Below are 19,320 nucleotides of genomic sequence, written 5' to 3' on the forward strand. Positions count from 1 at the left end.
AGCCGCAGCGCGGTGGACTCGGTCAGCCGGTTGCGCAGGTCGAGCGCGGTCAGCGAGTCGAAGCCCAGCTCGGTGAAGGCCCGTTCGGGCGCCACCCGGGCCGGGTCGGCGTGGCCCAGCACGGCGGCGGTGGCGGCCAGCACCCGTTCGGTCAGCGCCGGGCGCAGCTCGGCGGGCGGCAGCGCGGCCAGTCCGACGGCGCCCGGCGCGGCCGCGGACTGCCCGGGGTCGGGCTGTGCCGTCGCGGCGTCCGCCTCGGGCAGCGCGGCCAGCAGCGGGCGCGGCCGGGCGGCGGTGAAGGCGGGGGTGAAGCGCGCCCAGTCGACGTCGGCGAGCACCAGGCCCGAGTCGTCGTCCGCGAGCGCCCGGACCAGGGCGTCGAGCGCAGTGGCGGGCGCCAGCTCGGTCAGGCCGCGGCGGCGCAGGTGCTCGCCGACGGCGCCGGCGGCCATGCCGTCACCGGCCCACGGCCCCCAGGCGAGCGCGGTGGCCTTCAGCCCCCGGGCCCGGCGGCGTTCGGCCAGCGCCAGCAGGTAGGCGTTGGCGGCGGCGTACCCGCCCTGGTCGCCCGCGCCCCAGACGCCGGAGACCGAGGAGTAGAGCACGAACGCCTCGGCCTCCGCGCCCAGCAGGTCGTCCAGGTGGGCGGCGCCGGTGACCTTGGCGGCCAGCACCTCGGCGAACTCCTCGAGGCCGGTGCGGGCCAGCGGCGTGGCCTGCCCGATTCCGGCGGCGTGCACCACCGCCGTGATCCGGTGGCCGGTGACCAGCTCGGCGAGCGCCGCGCGGTCGGTGACGTCGCAGGCCGCGATGGTCACCCGGGTGCCCAGCTCGGCCTGCAGCGCGGCGGCGCCCGCGGCCCGCGGGCCGCGGCGGCCGGCCAGCACCACGTGCGCGGCGCCGGCGGCCAGCAGCCGGCGCGCGGTCTGCGCGCCGAGCCCGCCGGTGCCGCCGGTGACCAGCACGGTGCCGCCCGGGGTCCACCCGCCGCGGTGCTCGGTGCGCTCCAGCGGTGCGCGGACCAGGCGCGGGACGAAGACGCCGGAGGCGCGCAGCGCCACCTGATCCTCGCCGCCGGTGGCCCGCAGCACCCGGCGCAGCCGCTCCACCGCACGCGGGTCGGCGGTGGCCGGAAGGTCGATCAGACCGCCCCAGGCGTCGGGCTGTTCCAGCGCGAGCACCCGGCCCAGCCCCCAGACGAGCGCGGCGGCCGGGTCGGGGGCGGCATCGGCGCGGCCGACCGCGACGGCCCCGGCGGTGGCCAGCCAGAGCGGCACCGAGAGCCCGGCGCGGGCCAGTGAGAGGGTGGCGGCGGTGCCACGCGGCACGCCCGGGTGCAGCGGGTGCGGTGCGGTGTCGAGCCCGAGGAGCGAGAGCACGCCCGCCACCTGACGCCCGGCCAGCGCCCGCGCCACCTCGGCGCCGGGGTCGGCCTGCTCCGGGTCGACGCAGAGCGTCTCGAAGGAGGACGTCTCGAAGGAGCGCGTCTCGAAGGAGGGCGTCACGAAGGATGGCGCGGCGAGCCCGGCGGCCCAGTCGGTGCCGAGGCCGGGCGGGTGCACCACGAGCCAGTCGCCCTCGGCGGTGGCCGGCAGCTCGCCGGCCGGCTGCCAGCGGACCCGGTAGCGGTGGCCCTCGGCGGCCGAACGGGCCCGCTGGGCGCCGCGCCAGCGGCTCAGGGCGGGCAGCGCCGCGGCGAGCGCGGCCCGGTCGGCGGCCTGGTCGGCGCCGTCGGCGGCGGCCTCCGTGCTGAGGGCGTCCAGGTCGGCGGCCTCCACGGCGGCCCAGAAGGCCGTGTCGGCGCCGGTCCGCGCGGTGTCGGGGGCCGGCGCCGGGGCCGGGTGGAGCCAGAAGTGCTCGTGCTGGAAGGCGTAGCCCGGCAGCTCGACCCGTCGGCCCCCGCCCACCAGGGCGGCGGTGTCGACGGCCGCACCCCGCTCGTGCAGCGCGGCGACGGCGGCCAGCGCGGAGTGCGGCTCGGCACGGTCGGCACGCAGCAGCGGCACCGCCCCGTCCGCGAGCAGGGGGGCGAGCACGGCGTCCGGGCCGACCTCCAGCCAGTCGGTGACGCCGTCGGCGGTGGCATGGCGCACCGCGTCGGCGAACCGGACGGTGGCGCGCGCGTGGCCCACCCAGTGGTCGGCCGAGGCCAGGGTGGCGGCGTCGACCGGGCGGCCGGTCACCGTGGAGAGCACCGGGAACTCCAGCGCGCCGGGCACCAGGCTGCTGGCGGCGGCCCGCAGGCCGTCCAGGGCCGGCTCGATCAGCGCGGAGTGGAAGGCGTGGCCGACCGCGAGCCGCTTGGTGCGGTGACCGGTCGCCGCGAGCCGCGCGGCGACTGCCGCCACTGCCTCGGGGTGGCCCGAAAGCACCACCGAGGAGGGGCCGTTGACCGCCCCCAGCTCGACGCCCTCGGTCAGCAGCGGACGGACCAGCTCCTCGGCGGCGTCGACCGCGACCATCGCGCCGCCGGGCAGCGCCTGCATCAGCCGCCCGCGGGCGGCCACCAGCGCGACGGCGTCGTCCAGCGACAGCGCGCCGGCCGCGTGGGCGGCGGCCAGCTCGCCCACCGAGTGCCCGAGCAGCACCGCGGGGCGCACGCCCCAGGACCGCACCAGCCGGAACAGGGCCGTCTGCAGGGCGAAGAGGGCGGGCTGGGCGAACTCGGTGCGGGCCAGCAGCTCGGCGTCCCGGCCGTGGGCGACCTCGATCAGCGGCTTGGGCAGCAGGCCGTCGAAGCGGGCGCACACCTCGTCGTAGGCGTCGGCGAAGGCGGCGAAGCGCTCGCGCAACTCCCCTCCGGCGCCGAGCCGCTGGGAGCCCTGGCCGGAGAAGACGAGCGCGGTGCCGGCGCCGGGGCCGGCCGCGGGCGCGTCCGGTCCGGCGGCGACGGCGTCCAGCGCGGCCAGCAGCTCGTCCCGGTCGCCGACCACCAGGGCCCGGCGGTGGCGCAGCCCGGCGCGGGTGGCGGCCAGGGTGAACGCGACGTCCCGCAGCGGCGGTCGGTCCGTTGCGAGGTGCGCGCGAAGCCGGGTGGCCTGGGCGCGCAGCGCGGCCGGGCCGGCGGCGGAGAGCAGCACGGGGACCGGGGCGTCGGGCTGTTCCTCGGACGGCTCCGGCGCCGGCTGCGGCGGGGCCTGCTCCAGGATCAGGTGGGCGTTGGTGCCGCTGACCCCGAAGGCCGAGATCGCGGCCCGCCGCGGTCGCCCGGTCTCGGGCCAGGCGATCTCCTCGGTGAGCAGCTCGACCGCGCCGGTCCCCCAGGAGACCTGGGTGCTGGGCGCGTCCACGTGCAGCGTCCTCGGCAGCACGCCGTGGCCCAGGGCGAGCAGCAGCTTGATCACCCCCGCCACGCCGGAGGCGGCCTGCGCATGGCCGATGTTGGACTTCAACGACCCCAGCCACAAGGGCTCCTGGCGCTGTTGGCCATAAGTGGCGAGCAGGGCGTGCGCCTCGATCGGGTCCCCGAGCCGGGTGCCGGTGCCGTGGCCCTCCACGGCATCCACCTCGGCGGCCGTCAGGCCCGCGTCGGCCAGCGCCTGGCGGATCACCCGCTCCTGGGCCGGGCCGTTGGGCGCGGCCAGGCCGTTGCTCGCGCCGTCGGAGTTGACGGCGCTGCCGCGCAGCACGCCCAGCACCCGGTGCCCGTTGCGCCGGGCGTCGGAGAGCCGTTCCAGCAGCACGACGCCGGCGCCCTCGGCCCAGCCGGTGCCGTCCGCCGCGTCGGCGAAGGACTTGCACCGCCCGTCGGCCGCCAGACCCCGCTGGCGGGAGAACTCCACGAAGGTCGCGGGGCTCGCCATCACGGTGACGCCGCCGGCCAGCGCGAGGGTGCACTCGCCGGAGCGCAGCGCCTGGGCGGCCCAGTGGATGGCGACCAGCGAGGAGGAGCACGCGGTGTCGACGGTGACCGCCGGGCCCGCGAGACCGAGGGTGTAGGCGACCCGGCCCGAGATCACGCTGGCGGCGTTGCCGGTCAGGAAGTAGCCCTCCAACTCCGGTGGCACGGCGCCTGACTGGACGCCGTAGCCCTGGTGGATCGCGCCGACGAACACCCCGGTGTCGCTGCCGCGCAGCGTGCCCGGGTCGATGCCGGCCCGCTCCACGGCCTCCCAGGCGGTCTCCAGCAGGACCCGCTGCTGGGGATCCATGGCCAGCGCCTCGCGCGGGCTGATGCCGAAGAAGTCGGCGTCGAAGCCGCCCGCGTCCGCCAGGAAGCCGCCCTCGAAGGCGTAGGTCCGCCCCGGGCGGCCCGGGTCGGGGTCGTAGAGGGCGTCCAGGTCCCAGCCGCGGTCGGTGGGGAAGGCGGTGACGGCGTCGCGGCCCTCGGCCAGCAGCTGCCACAGGTCCTCGGGGCTGCGGACGCCGCCGGGCAGCCGGCAGGCGGCCGAGACGACCACGATCGGGTCGTCGTCGACGGCGGCGGCGGTCGGGGCGGAACGGGCGGGGGTGTCGGCCTCGGCGATGGCCCCGGCGGCGCCCTGGGCGGTGGCCTGGGCGGCGGCCTGGGCGGCGCCGATCAGGTGCGCGGCGAGGCGGGCCGGGGTGGGGTGGTCGAAGGCCAGGGTCGGCGGCAGCGGGCGGCCGAGCGCGGCGGCCAGCCGGTTGCGCAGGTCGACGGCGGTCAGCGAGTTGACGCCCAGTTCGCTGAAGCTGCGCTCGGGGTCGAGGGCGTCCGCGCTGTCGTGGCCGAGCACGGCGGCCGCGGTGGCCAGCACCAGCCGACGGATCCGCCGCTCGCGTTCGACCGCGGGCAGGGCGTCGAGACCGTCCGGACCGGCGGTGCCGGCGGCCTCCGGCACGGGTGCGGACCGGGCGAAGGCCTCGGTCAGCGGGCGTGGCCGGGCGCTGGTGAACAGCGGCAGGAACCGGTCCCAGTCGATGTCGGCGACCACCAGCGTGCTCTCGCCGCCGGTGACGGCCTCCTCCAGCGCGGTGAGCGCCAGGTCGGGGTCCATCGGGTTCAGGCCCCGGAGCGACAGGTGGGCGCGCACCTGCTCGTCGACCATCCCGCCGCCGTCCCAGGCTCCCCAGGCGATGCTGAGCGCGGGCAGGCCGCGGCCCCGGCGGTGCTCGGCGAGCGCGTCCAGGCAGGCGTTGGCGGCGCCGTAGGCGGCCTGGCCGGCACTGCCCCAGGTGGCGGCGCCGGAGGAGAAGAGCACCAGGGTGCCCGGCAGCAGGGCGTCCAGGTGGGCGGCGCCGAGCGTCTTGGCGGCCAGCGCCGCCCGCAGGTCCTCGGCCGTGGTGTCGGCCAGCGCGATGCCCTCGCCGGTGCCCGCCGCGTGCACCGCGCAGCCGACCGGGCGGTCGGCCGGGACGGTGGCGAGCAGCGCGGCGAGCGCGGCCCGGTCGGATACGTCGCAGGCCGCCACGGTCGCCGTGCAGCCGAGCTCGGCCAGCTCGGCGACCAGCTCGGCCGCGCCCGGCGCGGCGGGCCCGCGGCGGCCGGCGAGCAGCAGGTGGCGCACCCCGCGGGCGGCCAGCAGCCGGGCCACCCGGGCGCCGAGCGCGCCGGTGCCGCCGGTGACGAGCACGGTGCCCTCGGGCTGCCACGGGGTCGCGGTGGTCGGGCGGGCGGGCGCGGCCACCAGGCGGCGGACGAAGAGGCCGGAGGCGCGCAGCGCCACCTGGTCCTCGTCCCCGTGGGCGCCGGCGAGCAGTGCGCACAGCCGGTCGAGCGCGCGCCGGTCGAGCCGGGCGGGCAGGTCGATCAGACCGCCCCAGGCTGCGGGGTGTTCCAGCGCCAGCACCCGGCCCAGCCCCCACACGGCCGCCTGGCCGGGGTGGTCGAGCCGGTCGGCGGTGCCGGTCGCGACCGCACCGCGGGTGGCCGTCCAGAGCGGGACCTCGGCCCGCGCGACGGCCTGGCACAGGGCGAGCGAGGCCTGCGGGTCGAACGCCGCGTCGCCCTGCTGGGCGAGCGGGAGCAGCGAGAGGACGCCGGTGGCGGTGGGCAACTGCGCGGCGAGGCCGGCCGGGTCGGTCAGGTCGGTCAGGTCGGTCAGGTCGGTCACGGTGACGGTCTCGGCGCCGTGCGCGCGGAGCGCCGCGACGAGGTCGGCGAGCTCGGTGGGGTGGGTGGGCTGGGTGAGTTGGGTGCGGTCGGTGGGGTGGGTGGGCTGGGTGGGCTGCTCGCCGGTGGTGACGACGATCCAGTGGCCGCCCAGGGCGGTCGCGGTGCGGGCGGTGACGGGCCGCCAGACGACCCGGTAGCGCCAGCCGTCGACCGCGGCCCGCCGGGTGCGGTCACGGCGCCAGCGCGTCAGGGCGGGCAGCACGGGCAGCGCATTCGGTGCGGTCAGCGCCTCGGTGGCGTCGGCGCCGAGCATCGCGGTCAGGGCCGCCTGGTCACCGCGTTCGACGGCGTCCCAGAAGTCGGCGTCCCGGACGTCGACCTCGCCGACGTTGCGGTCGAGGCGGTCCGCGGCGGTGCGGATCTGGTCGGGGAGCCAGTAGCGGGTGCGTTGGAAGGGATAGGTGGGCAGCTCGGCCCTGGCACCCTCGCCCAGGAGCAGCGGCCAGGCGACCGGGACGCCCGCGGCGTGGGCCTGGGCGGCGGAGGTCAGGAAACGGTCCCAGCCGCCGTCGTCACGGCGCAGCGTGCCCGTGGCATCGGGCAGCGCGCTCGCCAGCACCGGATGCGGACTGCACTCGACGAACACGGCCTCGCCCAGCGAGGCCACCGCCTGCTCGAAGAGCACCGTACTGCGCAGATTCTCGTACCAGTAGGCGGCGTCAAGGGTGGTGGTGTCGATCCGGCCACCAGTGACCGAGGAGTGGAACGGAATACGGGACGGACGCGGGGACACCGCAGCGAGAGCGTCGAGGACCTCCGCGCGGATCAGCTCCACCTGCACCGAGTGCGAGGCATAGTCCACCGCGATCCGGCGCGGCTGCACACCCGCCACGGCCAGCGCCGCGAAGACCTCCTCGAGCGGGGCACTCGCACCCGCGATCACCGTGGCAGCCGGACCGTTGACCGCAGCGACCTCCACCCCGGCGCGCAGGAACGGCTCGACATCGGCACGAGGGAGCGCGACCGAGACCATGCCGCCACGGCCCGCCAGGGACCCGGCGATCGCCTTCGAGCGCAACGCCACCACCCGAGCACCATCCGCCAGCGACAGGGCACCCGCCACACAGGCCGCCGCGATCTCACCCTGCGAATGACCCACCACCGCCGACGGCACCACACCAGCGGCCTCCCACACCGCCGCCAACGACACCATCACCGCCCACAACACCGGCTGCACCACATCCACGCGGCCCAACAACTCCGCGTCCCCCAGCACCTCCACCAACTCCCACTCCACGAACGGCGCCAACGCCGCCGCACACTCCCCCATCCGCGCCGCGAACACCGGCGAGGACACCAACAACTCCCGCCCCATCCCCACCCACTGCGACCCCTGACCCGGAAACACGAGCACCGGCAAGCCGGTTCGCCGCGCCACACCGGTCACCAGGGCGGGGTGGGCGCCGTCGGCGGCGAGCTCGCGCAGGGCCGCGAGCAGGGCCGGGCGGTCGGGCGCCAGCACGGCCGCGCGTTCGGCGAAGGGCGTGCGGGCAGTGGCGAGGGTGCGCGCCACTGCGGACAGCGCCACCTCGGGCCGGGCCGCGAGGTGGTCGGCCAGCCGAGCGGCCTGCTCGCGCAGCGCGGCCCTGGTCCGCCCGTGCAGCAGGACGGGCAGGGGGGCGGCGGGCCCGGGGTCGGCGGGCAGCGGGTCGCTGGTGGGCACCGACGTGTCGGGGTGGGCCGCCGGGTGGTCGGCCGCCGGCGCAACGGCGCCGTCCGTCCCGCTCGCTGCGAGCACCTGCGAGCCGGGACCGGCCGCCGGCGCAACGGCGCCGTCCGTCCCGCTCCCTGCGGGCAGCGGGTCGTTGGCAGCCTCCGGGGTGGGGGCCGCTTCCAGGACCACGTGGGCGTTGGTGCCGCTCACGCCGAAGGCGGAGACGGCTGCGCGGCGGTGGTCGGGGTGCGGCCAGGGGGCGGGGTGGGTCAGCAGGCGGACGCCCCCGTGGTCCCAGTCGACGTGGGTGGTGGGGTGCTCGGCGTGCAGGGTGCGCGGCAGTTCGCCGTGGCGCATCGCCAGCACCATCTTGATCACGCCACCGACCCCGGCCGCCGCCTGGGCGTGGCCGATGTTCGACTTCAACGAGCCGAGCCACAGGGGCTGTTCCGGCGACCGGTCCTGCCCGTAGGTGGCCAGCAGTGCCTGCGCCTCGATCGGGTCGCCCAGCCGCGTCCCCGTCCCGTGCGCCTCCACCACGTCCACATCCGCCGTCGACAGCCCGGCGTTCGCCAGCGCCGCCCGGATCACCCGCTGCTGCGCCAGCCCGTTCGGCGCCGTCAGACCGTTGGACGCGCCGTCGGAGTTGACCGCCGAACCGCGCACCACCGCGAGCACCGGGTGACCGAGCCGCTCGGCGTCGGAGAGCCGCTCCAGCACCAGCAGACCCGCACCCTCCGCCCAGCCCGTGCCGTCCGCCTCGGCGGCGAAGGCCTTGCACCGCCCGTCGGCGGCCAGCGCGCGCTGGCGGGAGTACTCGACGAAGGCCTCGCCGCCGGTCATCACGGTGACGCCGCCGGCCAGTGCCAGCTCGCACTCCCCGGACCGCAGGGCCTGCGCCGCCAGGTGCAGCGCCACCAGCGAGGAGGAGCACGCGGTGTCCACCGTCAGCGAGGGCCCTTCCAGGCCAAGGGTGTAGGCGAGGCGGCCGGAGAGCACGCTGGAGACGTTCCCGGTGAGCAGGTAGCCCTCCACGTCCTCGGGGACCCGGCCGCCGGGGTGCCCGTAGCCCTGGTAGCCGGCGCCGACGAAGACGCCGGTCGCCGAGCCGCGCAGCGAGCCTGGCTCGACGCCCGCCCGCTCCAGCGCCTCCCAGGCCACCTCCAGGAGCAGCCGCTGCTGCGGGTCCATCGCGAGCGCCTCGCGTGGCGCGATGCCGAAGAACTCCGCGTCGAAGTCGGCGACGCCGTCGACGAATCCGCCCTCGCGGGCGTAGCTGGTGCCCTTGTGGTCGGGGTCCGGGTGGTAGACGAGGTCCCAGCCGCGGTCGGCCGGGATCTCGCCGATCGCGTCGACGCCGTCGCGGACCAGCGCCCACAGGTCCTCGGGCGAGGCCACCTGGCCGGGGAAGCGGCAGCCCATCGCGACGATCGCGATCGGCTGGTCGGCCACCAGGGTGCGCGCGGCGACCGCTGTCGCGGCCGGTGCCGCGGCAGGCGCGATCAGCTCGTCGAGCAGGCGGGCGAGCGCCGCCGCGCTCGGATGGTCGAAGACGACGGTGGTGGGCAGGTCGAGCCCGGTGCGGGCGGTGAGCCGGTTGCGCAGCTCGACCGCCATCAAGGAGTCGAACCCGGCCTCGCGGAAGGGCTGGTCGGGCTCGACGTCGGCGGCCTCGCGGTGGCCGAGGACACCGCTCACCGCCTCCTTGACCAGGTCGAGCAGCTGCCGGGCGCGCTCGGCGGGGGCCAGCCCGGCGAGTTCGGCCAGCGCGTGGCCGGGCGGCGCGGCGGCGGGCGCGGGGGCCGGGGCCGCGGGGGCCAGCTCGGCCAGGAACGGGCGTGGCCGGCTGGCGGTGAACAGCGGCAGGAACCGGTCCCAGTCGACCTCGGCCACCACGGTGGCGGGCGTGTCCTGACCCAGCGCCGACTCCAGCGCCAGCAGTGCCGCGTCCGGGTCGAGCAGGTCCAGACCGTGGGCCCGCAGGTGGTCCCCGGCCGCGCCGTCGGCCATGCCGGGCCCCTCCCACGGGCCCCAGGCCACCGAGAGCGCGCTCTCGCCGCGGGCCCGGCGCTGGTGGGCGAGCGCGTCCAGGCAGGCGTTGGCGGCGGCGTAGGCGGCCTGCCGGGCGCTGCCCCAGACGCCGGAGATCGAGGAGAAGAGCACGAAGGCGTCCAGCGGCGCGCCGGCCAGCAGCTCGGACAGGTGCACCGCGCCGGTGACCTTCGCCGCGAGGACCTCGTCGAAGTCGGCGGCGGTCAGCTCGGCCAGCGGCGCGGACCGCTCGACGCCGGCGGCGTGCACCACGGCGGTCACCGGGTGCTCCGCCAGCACCCGGGCGAGCGCGGCCCGGTCGGTGACGTCACAGGCGACCGGCAGCGCCTCGGTGCCGAGCGCAGCGAGTTGCTCGGTCAGCTCCGCCATGCCCTCGGCCTCGGCGCCGCGCCGACCGAGCAGCAGCACGCGCTCGGCGCCGCGCTCGGCGAGCCGGCGGGCCACCCGGCGGCCGAGCGCCCCGGTGCCACCGGTCACCAGCACGGTGCCGCGCGGGCGCCAACTCCCTTGCCCCGCGGGTGCGGTGTCGCGCACCAGGCGGCGCACACGGGCCCGCCCGCCGCGCACGGCGAACTGGTCCTCGTCGGTCGGCGCGGTGAGCAGGCCGACCAGGACCGACAGCTCCGCCTCGCCCAGCGGCGCGGTCGGCAGGTCGACCAGGCCGCCCCAGAGCTCGGGCTCCTCCAGCGCGAGCACCCGTCCCGCTCCCCAACTGGCGGCCTGCGCGACGTCGGCGCCCTCGCCCGGCAGCACCGCGACCGCCCCTCGGGTGGCCAGCCAGAGCCGCGCGCCGGTGCCGCGCAGGCGCCGCAGCAGGGCGAGGTCGGCGGTGAAGCCGCCGCCCGCGGTCGCCAGCAGCGAGAGCACGCCGGTCACGCCGTCGAGCTTCTGGTCCGGGTCCTCGGGCGTGAGGAGCGAGGCGACGGCACCGCGCGCCGCCAGCGCCGCGACGATCGCCTCGGCCACCGGGCTCGGTCCCGCCTCGGGGACGGCGACCAGCCAGCGACCGGTGACCGTGGCAGCGGTGGTGGAAACGGCAGCGGCTGCGGCAACGGCCGGGAGCCGGTGGGGTCGCCAGACCACCTGGTAGCGGCCGGTGTTCGGTGCCTCGGCGACGGCGTCCAGCCAGTACCGCTCGCGCTGGAAGGGGTAGGTGGGCAGGTCGAGCACGGTGCCCTGGCCGAGGACGGACCGCCAGTCGATCTCGCTGCCCGCCAGGTGGAGCCCGGCCAGCGCCGCGAGCAGCGCCGGGACCGCCTGCTTGCCCCGGCGCTGGCCCGCGATGCCGCCGGTCAGCGCGGACAGTGAGCCGTCCGGGCCGATTTCGAGGAAGGTCCGGACCCCGGCGGCCCGGGCGGTGCGCAGCGCGGCGTCGAACCGGACGGCCTCGCGCGCGTGGCGCACCCAGTGGTCGGCGCCGCACAGCAGCTCCGGGTCGGCCGCCTCGCCGGTGCGGGTGGAGACCACCGCGCGGGTCGGCCGCCGGAAGGCGACGGTCGCCAGCAGCCGGCGGAACGGCTCCAGCATCGGCTCCACCAGCGCCGAGTGGAAGGCGCGGTCGACCGGCAGCCGGCGGGCCCGCGGGAACCGCTCGGCGACCGCCAGGACCGCCGCCTCCGCACCCGAGATCACCACCGACTGCGGCCCGTTGACGGCCGCCAGCGCGACCGCGCCGCCCGCCGGCAGCGGGGCCAGCTCCGCCTCGGCCGCGGGCAGGGCGACCATGGCGCCGGGCTCCAGCTCCTGCATCAGCCGGCCCCGGGCGGCGACCACCCGGCAGGCGTCGGCGAGCGAGAAGACGCCCGCCAGGTGGGCGGCGGTCAGCTCGCCGAGCGAGTGGCCGATCAGCAGCCCGGGGGTGACCCCGCAGGACTCCAGCAGCCGGAACAGGGCCACCTCGAAGGCGAACAGCGCGGGTTGGGCGTACTCGGTGCGCTCCAGCAGCTGCGCCGGACCGTCGAAGAGCAGCTCCCGCAGGTCGCGGTCGAGCTGCCCGGTCATCGCGGCGCACACCTCGTCCAGGGCCCGCGCGAAGGCCGGGAACGCGGCGTGCAGTTCGCGCGCCGCCGCCAGGCCGAGCGAGCCCTGCCCGGCGAAGACGACGGCGAGGTCGGCGCTGGTGGCGTTGGGCGCGGGCCGGCTGTCCGGCGCGGTGTGCGCCAGCTCGTCGAGCCAGCCCAGCAGTTCCTCGCGGGAGCCGGCGACGGTGGCCGCGCGGTGCTCGAAGGCGGTCCGGGCGGTGGCCAGCGAGTAGGCCACGTCGGCGAGTTCGGCGCCGGGGTGGTCGGCGAGGAAGGCGCGCAGCTCCCGGGCACGGGCCGCGAGCGCGCGCGGGTCGCGGGCCGACAGCAGCACCGGGACGGGATCGGCGGACCGCGGATGGGCAAGGGACTCGGGCGTGGGCCCGGGGTCGGGGACGCCCTCCAGCACCACGTGCGCATTGGTCCCGCTCACCCCGAAGGCGGAGACGGCGGCGCGGCGCGGCCTCTCCAGCTCCGGCCACGGCTCCGCGGCGGTCACCAGGCGCAGCGCGCCCGAGGACCAGTCGACGTGGGCCGAGGGCTGCTCGGCGTGCAGGGTCGGCGGCAGCACGCCGTGCCGCATCGCCATGACGGCCTTGATGATCCCGGCGACCCCGGCCGCCGCCTGGGCGTGGCCGAAGTTGGACTTCACCGAGCCGAGCCGCAGCGGCCGGTCCGCGGACCGGCCCTGGCCGTAGGTGGCCAGCAGGGCGTCCGCCTCGATCGGGTCGCCGAGCCGGGTGCCGGTGCCGTGCGCCTCGACCAGGTCGACGTCCGCCGCCGACAGGTCGCCGGCGGCCAGCGCGGCCCGGATCACCCGCTGCTGGGCAGGGCCGTTCGGCGCGGTCAGACCGTTGGTGGCGCCGTCGGAGTTGACCGCCGAGCCGCGCACCACGGCCAGCACCCGGTGCCCCAGCCGCTCGGCCTCGCTGAGCCGCTCGACCAGCAGCATGCCCATGCCCTCGGCCCAGCTGGTGCCGTCGGCCGCGGCCGAGAAGGGCTTGCAGCGGCCGTCGGCGGCCAGCCCGCGCTGCCGGGAGAACTCCACGAACGGCAGCGGGGTGGCCATCACCGACACGCCGCCGACCAGCGCCGCCGTGCACTCGTCGCGCTGCAGCGCCTGGATCGCCAGGTGCAGGGCGACCAGCGAGGAGGAGCAGGCGGTGTCCACGGTCAGCGTCGGACCGGTCAGGCCAAGGGTGTAGGCGATCCGCCCGGAGGCCACGCTGCTCATGCTGCCGTTGCCGAGGTGCCCCTCGAAGCCGGCCGGCGGGTTGCGCCACAGCCGGGAGCCGTAGTCCTCGTAGATGGAGCCGACGAAGACCCCGGTGCGGCTGCCGCGCAGGGCGCGCGGTTCCAGGCCGGCGCGCTCCACGGCCTCCCAGGCCCCTTCGAGCAGCAGCCGCTGCTGCGGGTCGACGGCCAGCGCCTCGCGGGGGCTGATGCCGAAGAACGCCGGGTCGAACTCGGCGGCGTCGTGCAGGAATCCGCCGTGCCGCGCGTAGCTGGTGCCCGGGTGGTCCGGGTCCGGGTGGTACAGGGCGCCCAGCCCCCAGCCGCGGTCGGTGGGGAACCCGGTGATCGCGTCGCGGCCGTTCACCACCAGCTCCCAGAGCTGCTCCGGGCTGCGCACGCCGCCGGGGAACCGGCAGCTCATGCCGACCACGGCGATCGGCTCGCTGCGCCGGGACTCCAGCTCGTTCAGCCGGCGCCGGGTGTCCTGCAGCTCGGCGAGCGTGCGCTTGAGGTAGTCGAGGACCTTCTGATCGTCGTTCACTGGCCGATCTCCCGATCGATGAGGTCGAAGACTTCGCTGAGCGTGGTGGCTTGGAGCACGTCGGCCGGGTCGCCGACGGGGGCCGCGGCGGCGGCCGGGGCCGGTCCGCCGAGGGAGGTGACGGTGGCGAGCAGGGCCCGCAGCCGGTCGGCCAGGCTGTCCCGGGCCGCCTCGTCCAGCGCCTCCTCGCGGACCATCCGCTCGATGCGGTCCAACTCGGCGCCGGGGTCGGCCGGCGGGGCGAGCAGCGTGGTGAGGAAGCCGACCAGGGCGGCCGGGGTCGGGTGGTCGAAGACCAGGGCCGCCGGCAGCCGCCGCCCGGTGGCGGCGGCGAGCCGGTTGCGCAGCTCGACGGCGGTGAGCGAGTCGAAGCCCAGCTCGGTGAAGGGCTTGCGGGGGTCGACCGCGGCCGGGTCGCGGTGGCCGAGCACCCAGGCGGTCTGCTCGGCGACCAGCGCGTCCAGCGCGAGCGGGCCGGGCGCGGCCGGGCCGCCGGGGGCGGGCGCGGCCAGGGTGGGCACGGCCGGGGCGGCGGTGACGGCCCGGCGGACCGGGCGGGGCGCCAGGCCGCGCAGCAGCGCCGGTGCCCCCTCGCCGAGCGCGGCCGGCTCGATCCGCAGCGCGGCCACCACCGGCTCGCCGCTGCCCAGCGCCCGGTCGAGCAGGTCCATCGCCTCGGCCGCGGTGAGCGAGGCCAGGCCCGAGCGGGTCATCCGGTCGAGGTCGGCGGGTGCCAGGTGGCCGGTGATGGCGCTGTCGACCTCGGTCGCCGCCCACAGCCCCCAGTCCACCGAGAGCGCGGGCAGGCCGCGGTCGCGGCGCAGCCGGGCCACCGCGTCCAGGGCGGCGTTGGCGGCGGCGTAGCCGGCCTGGCCCGGACTGCCGAAGAGGCCGGAGACCGAGGAGAAGAGCACGAACTCGGCGAGGTCGGCATCGGCGGTGAGCTCGTGCAGGTGGCGGGCGGCGTCGGCCTTGGGCCGCAGCACGCCGTCCAGCCGCTCGGCATCCAACCCGTCGAGCAGGCCGTCGTCGGTGACACCGGCCAGGTGGTAGACGGCGGTCAGCGGGCGGTCGAGCGCGGCCAGCAGGCCCGCCAGCGCGGCGCGGTCGCCCACGTCGCAGGCGACGGCGCGGACCTCGGCCCCGGCGGCGGCCAGCTCGGCCGCGACGGCCTCGTCCAGCCGGCCGCGGCGGCCGGCCAGCACCAGGTGGCGGGCGCCGCGCGCGGTCACCAGATGCCGGGCCAGCGCGGCGCCGAGGGCCCCGGTGCCGCCGGTGACCAGCACGCTGCCCTCGGGGTCCAGCGGCGGCGGCACGGTCAGCACCACCTTGCCGACCTGCCGGGCCTGGCTCAGGAAGCGGTACGCCTGCGGGGCGCGCCGCACGTCCCAGGTGGTGACCGGCAGCGGGCGCAGCACGCCCTGCCCGGCCAGCGAGACCAGCTCCGCGAGGATCTCGGCGATCCGGTCGGGGCCGGCGTCGATCACGTCGAAGGCCTGGTAGCCGACGCCCGGGTGGGTCCTGGCCACCTCGGCGGCGTCCCGCACGTCCGTCTTGCCCATCTCGACGAACCGCCCGCCGCGCGGCAGCAGCCGCAGCGAGGCGTCCACGAACTCGCCCGCCAGGCAGTCCAGGACGACGTCCACGCCGCGCCCGCCGGTGGCGGCGGTGAAGTGGGCCTCGAAGTCCAGGGTGCGCGAGGAGGCGATGTGCTGGTCGTCGAGTCCGGCCGCACGCAGCACGTCCCACTTGCCGGGGCTGGCGGTGGCGAACACCTCCACCCCCCAGTGCCGGGCCAGTTGGAGGGCGGCCGAGCCGACGCCGCCCGCACCGGAGTGCACCAGCAGCGCCTCGCCCGGCTCGAGGCCGGCCAGGTCGATCAGGGCGTACCAGGCGGTGCTGAAGCCGACCGGGACGGAGGCCGCCTCGGCGAAGGTCCAGCCCGACGGCACCGGGACCAGGTAGCGGCGGTCGGTGACCACCACCGGGCCGCAGGCGCCCGGCATCAGGCCCATCACCCGGTCGCCGACGGCCAGTCCGGTGACGTCGGCGCCGGTCTCCAGCACCACGCCGGCCGCCTCGATGCCGAGCGGGCCCGCCTTGCCGGGGTACATGCCGAGCGCGTTGAGCACGTCCCGGAAGTTCACCCCGGCGGCCCGCACCGCGACCCGGACCTCGCCGGGAGCCAGCGGGGCACGGGCCGGCGGGTGGTCGAGCAGCACGAGGTTCTCCAGCGTGCCGCGTTCGGCCACCTCCAGCCGCCAAGTGTCCGAGCCCTGCGGCGGGACCAGCGGCGCGGGCGCGTCGAGCCGGGTCAGCCGGGGTACCAGCGGGGCGCCGCCGCGCACGGCGACCTCGGCCTCTCCGGTGGCGAGTGCGGCGGTCAACGCGGCTTCGTCCGTGCCGGGCTGACGGTCGATCAGGACGAACCGGCCCGGCTGCTCCTGCTGGGCCGAGCGGACGAAACCGCGCACGGCCGCCGCGCCGGGATCCTGGTCGGCACCGGTGGTGACGAAGGCGATGCGGTCCGGCTCCTGCTGCTGACAGAGCGTCAGAACGCGCTCCAGCGCGGCCCGGGGGTCGGCGCCCGCCGGGATCCGCTCCACCAGCGCCGGCGCGGCCACCGGCTGCGGCGCCGCCTCGGGGGCGACCCAGTCGAGCTCCAGCAGCGGCACCGTGACGGCGCCGGCCGCGGGCAGCGGGCGGAAGACCAGCGAGTCGATGGTGGCGACCGGTGCGCCAGAAGCGTCGGTGAAGCGGGCCGACACCGTCTCGGGCGTGTGGCGGACCAGCTCCACCCCGACCGCGGCGGCGCCGGTGGCGTGCACCCGGATCCCGTTCCAGGAGAAGGGCAGCAGCACCTCACCGGTGCTGTCCGAGGTGGCGGCCAGCGCGTGCATGGCGGCGTCCAGCAGTACCGGGTGCAGGCCGAACCCGTCCGCGTCGCCGGTGGGCAGCGCCACCTCGGCGACCAGGGCGCCGGGGAGCTCGCGCACCGTGCGCAGCGCACGGAAGGCGGGGCCGTAGGCGTAGCCGCGCGCGGTGAGCGTGGCGTACACGTCGTCGACGTCGTAGGCGGTGCCGCCCTCGGGGAGCGCTGCGGGGGCGGGCGCGGCTTCGGTGCTCGCGGCGACGGCGAGCACGGCGGTGCCGTGCGCGGTCCACGGCGTGCCGTCGCCGGCCTGTGAGTGCAGGCGCACGGTGCGCCGCCCCTGCGCGTCCGGCTCGGCGACGGTGACCTGCAGGCGCACCGGACCGGCCGCGGGCAGCAGCAGCGGGGCGTCCAGGGTCAGTTCCTCCACCAGGTCGCAGCCCACCGCCAGACCGGCGTGGACCACCAGGTCGACGAAGCCGGTGCCAGGGAAGAGGGTGCGGCCCGCGACCACGTGGTCGGCCAGCCACCGCTGCTCGGCCAGGTCCAGCCGGCCGGTGAGCACCAGTCCGGCGCCGCCCGCGAACGGGACGGCCGTGCTGAGCAGGGGGTGGCCGCCGGGCTCGACGGCCACCGGTCCGGGCGCCGCCAGCCAGAAGCGGCGGCGCTGGAAGGCGTAGGTGGGCAGGTCGACCGTCCGGGCGCCGGTGCCGGCGTCGGCGCCGGCGCCGTTGGCCGCATCGGCGTCGGGCAGGAAGGTGTCCCAGTCGACGGCGGCGCCGTGGGCGTACAGGGCGCCCAGGGCCGAACGGACGGCCTCGGGCTCCTCGCGCCCCGGGCGCAGCAGCGGGATCACCACGCTCTCGGTGCCGGCCAGGCACTCCTGGGCCATCGGGGCCAGCGCGGCCGAGGGGCCGATCTCCAGGTAGCGGCTCACCCCCTCCTCGCGCAGGGTGCGCACGCCGTCCGCGAAGCGGACCGCCTGCCGGGCGTGGCGTACCCAGTAGTCGGCGGTCACCAGGTCCTCGCCGGTGGCGAGCCGGCCGGTCACGGTGGAGACGACGGGCAAGGTGGGTGGCGTGAAGGCGAGTTGGCCGACGACGGCCGCGAAGTCGTCCAGCACCGGGTCCATCAGCGGCGAGTGGAAGGCGTGGCCGACCGCCAGCCGCTTGGTGCGCCGGCCCTGGGCGGCGAAGAGCTCGCGCACCGCGAGCACACCCTCCTCGGCGCCCGACACCACGACGGCCTCGGGCCCGTTGACGGCGGCGATCGCCACCCCGGTCCGGTCGGCCAGCGCGGCGAGCACCTCCTCCTCGGTGGCCGCCAGCGCCACCATGGCACCGCCGTCCGGCAGTTGCTGCATCAGCCGGCCGCGGGCCGCGACCAGCCGGCAGGCGTCGGGCAGCGAGAGCACCCCGGCGACGTGCGCCGCCGCGATCTCGCCGACCGAGTGGCCGAGCAGGACGTCCGGGACCAGGCCCCGGCTCTCGGCCAGCCGGTGCAGCGCGATCTGGGTCGCGAAGAGCGCGGGCTGGGCGAACTCGGTCCTCTCCAGCGACCGTTCGTCCGTACCGAAGACCAACTCGGTGAGCGGGACGGCCAGTTCCAGCTGCTCGGCGACCGCGTCGAAGGCCGCCGCGTAGACCGGGAACTCCTGGTACAGCCGGTGCCCCATCCGGTGGCGCTGGGAGCCCTGGCCGGAGAAGAGCAGCGCGGTGCGGCCCTCCAGCACCCGCCCGGCGTCGAGCGGGTGCTGGAGCCGTTCGAGCGCCTCGGACGTCCCGGCGGCGAAGACCACCGCCCGGTGCTCGAAGGCGGTGCGGCTGTGCACCAGCGCGTGGGCCACGTCGGCCGGTTGGAGCTCGGGACGGAGCGCCAGATGGTCGGCGAGGGCGCGGGCCTGGGCGACCAGGCCCGCGGCGGTGGGCGCGGCGATCGGCAGCGGCACGGGGGCGGGGGCAGCCGGGGCGTCGGCGGCGGGCCGCGGTTCCGTCGCCGGTTCGGCGGCCGGTTCCGGGGCGTGTTCGAGGATGACGTGCGCGTTGGTGCCGCTGACGCCGAAGGAGGAGACCGCCGCCCGGCGCCGGCCCTCGCGCTCGGGCCAGGGCAGGTTCTCGGCGAGCAGCCGGACCTCGCCGGCCGACCAGTCGACCTGGCTGGTGGGGTGCTCGGCGTGCAGGGTCCGCGGCAGCACCCCGTTCTGCATGGCCAGCACCGTCTTGATCACCCCGCCGACGCCGGCGGCGGCCTGGGCGTGGCCGATGTTGGACTTCAACGAGCCGAGCCAGAGCGGGCGGTCGCGGTCCTGGCCGTAGGCGGCGATCAGCGCGCCGGCCTCGATCGGGTCGCCGAGCCGGGTGCCGGTGCCGTGCGCCTCCACCGCGTCGACGTCGGCGGGCGTGAGCCCGGCGGCGGCCAGCGCACCGCGGATGACCCGCTGCTGGGCGCGCCCGTTGGGGGCGGTCAGGCCGTTGGAGGCGCCGTCGGAGTTGACCGCACTGCCCGCGACGACCGCCAGCACCCGGTGGCCCAGCCGCCGGGCCCGGGAGAGCCGTTCGAGGACCAGCACGCCGGCGCCCTCCGCCCAGCCGGTGCCGTCGGCGTCCTCGGAGAACGCCTTGCACCGGCCGTCGTCGGCCAGCCCGCGCTGGCGGGAGAACTCGACGAACACGTCGGGTGTCGACATCACCGTGACACCGCCGGCCAGCGCCAGCTCGCACTCGCCGGCGCGCAGCGCCTGGCCCGCGAGGTGCAGCGCCACCAGGGAGGAGGAGCAGGCGGTGTCCACAGTGAGCACCGGACCCTCCAGGCCCAGCACGTAGGCAATCCGGCCGGACGCGACGCTGGAGGCGCTGCCGGTGCCCAGGT

2 protein-coding genes (both cut by a window edge) are annotated in these 19,320 nt (G+C 77.5%); both read right to left on the reverse strand.

Features of this window, described 5'->3' with window-relative positions:
• Nucleotides 1-13,580: the 5' portion of a type I polyketide synthase gene (locus OG294_RS07355; RefSeq protein ID WP_327065608.1), read on the reverse strand. The gene continues 4,450 nt to the left of window position 1, outside the view; 13,580 of the gene's 18,030 nt are visible here — the first part of the coding sequence; its start codon is at nucleotides 13,578-13,580; the stop codon falls past the left edge of the window.
• Nucleotides 13,577-19,320 carry the end of an SDR family NAD(P)-dependent oxidoreductase gene (locus OG294_RS07360; RefSeq protein ID WP_327065609.1) on the reverse strand. Its footprint extends 9,379 nt past the window's final position, so 5,744 of the gene's 15,123 nt are visible here — the last part of the coding sequence; its start codon lies off the right edge, out of view — the gene reads right to left on this strand; it ends in the stop codon at nucleotides 13,577-13,579. Before OG294_RS07360 ends, OG294_RS07355 begins: the two co-directional genes overlap by 4 nt.

It is taken from the genome of Kitasatospora sp. NBC_01302 (genome assembly GCF_035976515.1).
Taxonomy (GTDB): Bacteria; Actinomycetota; Actinomycetes; order Streptomycetales; family Streptomycetaceae; genus Kitasatospora.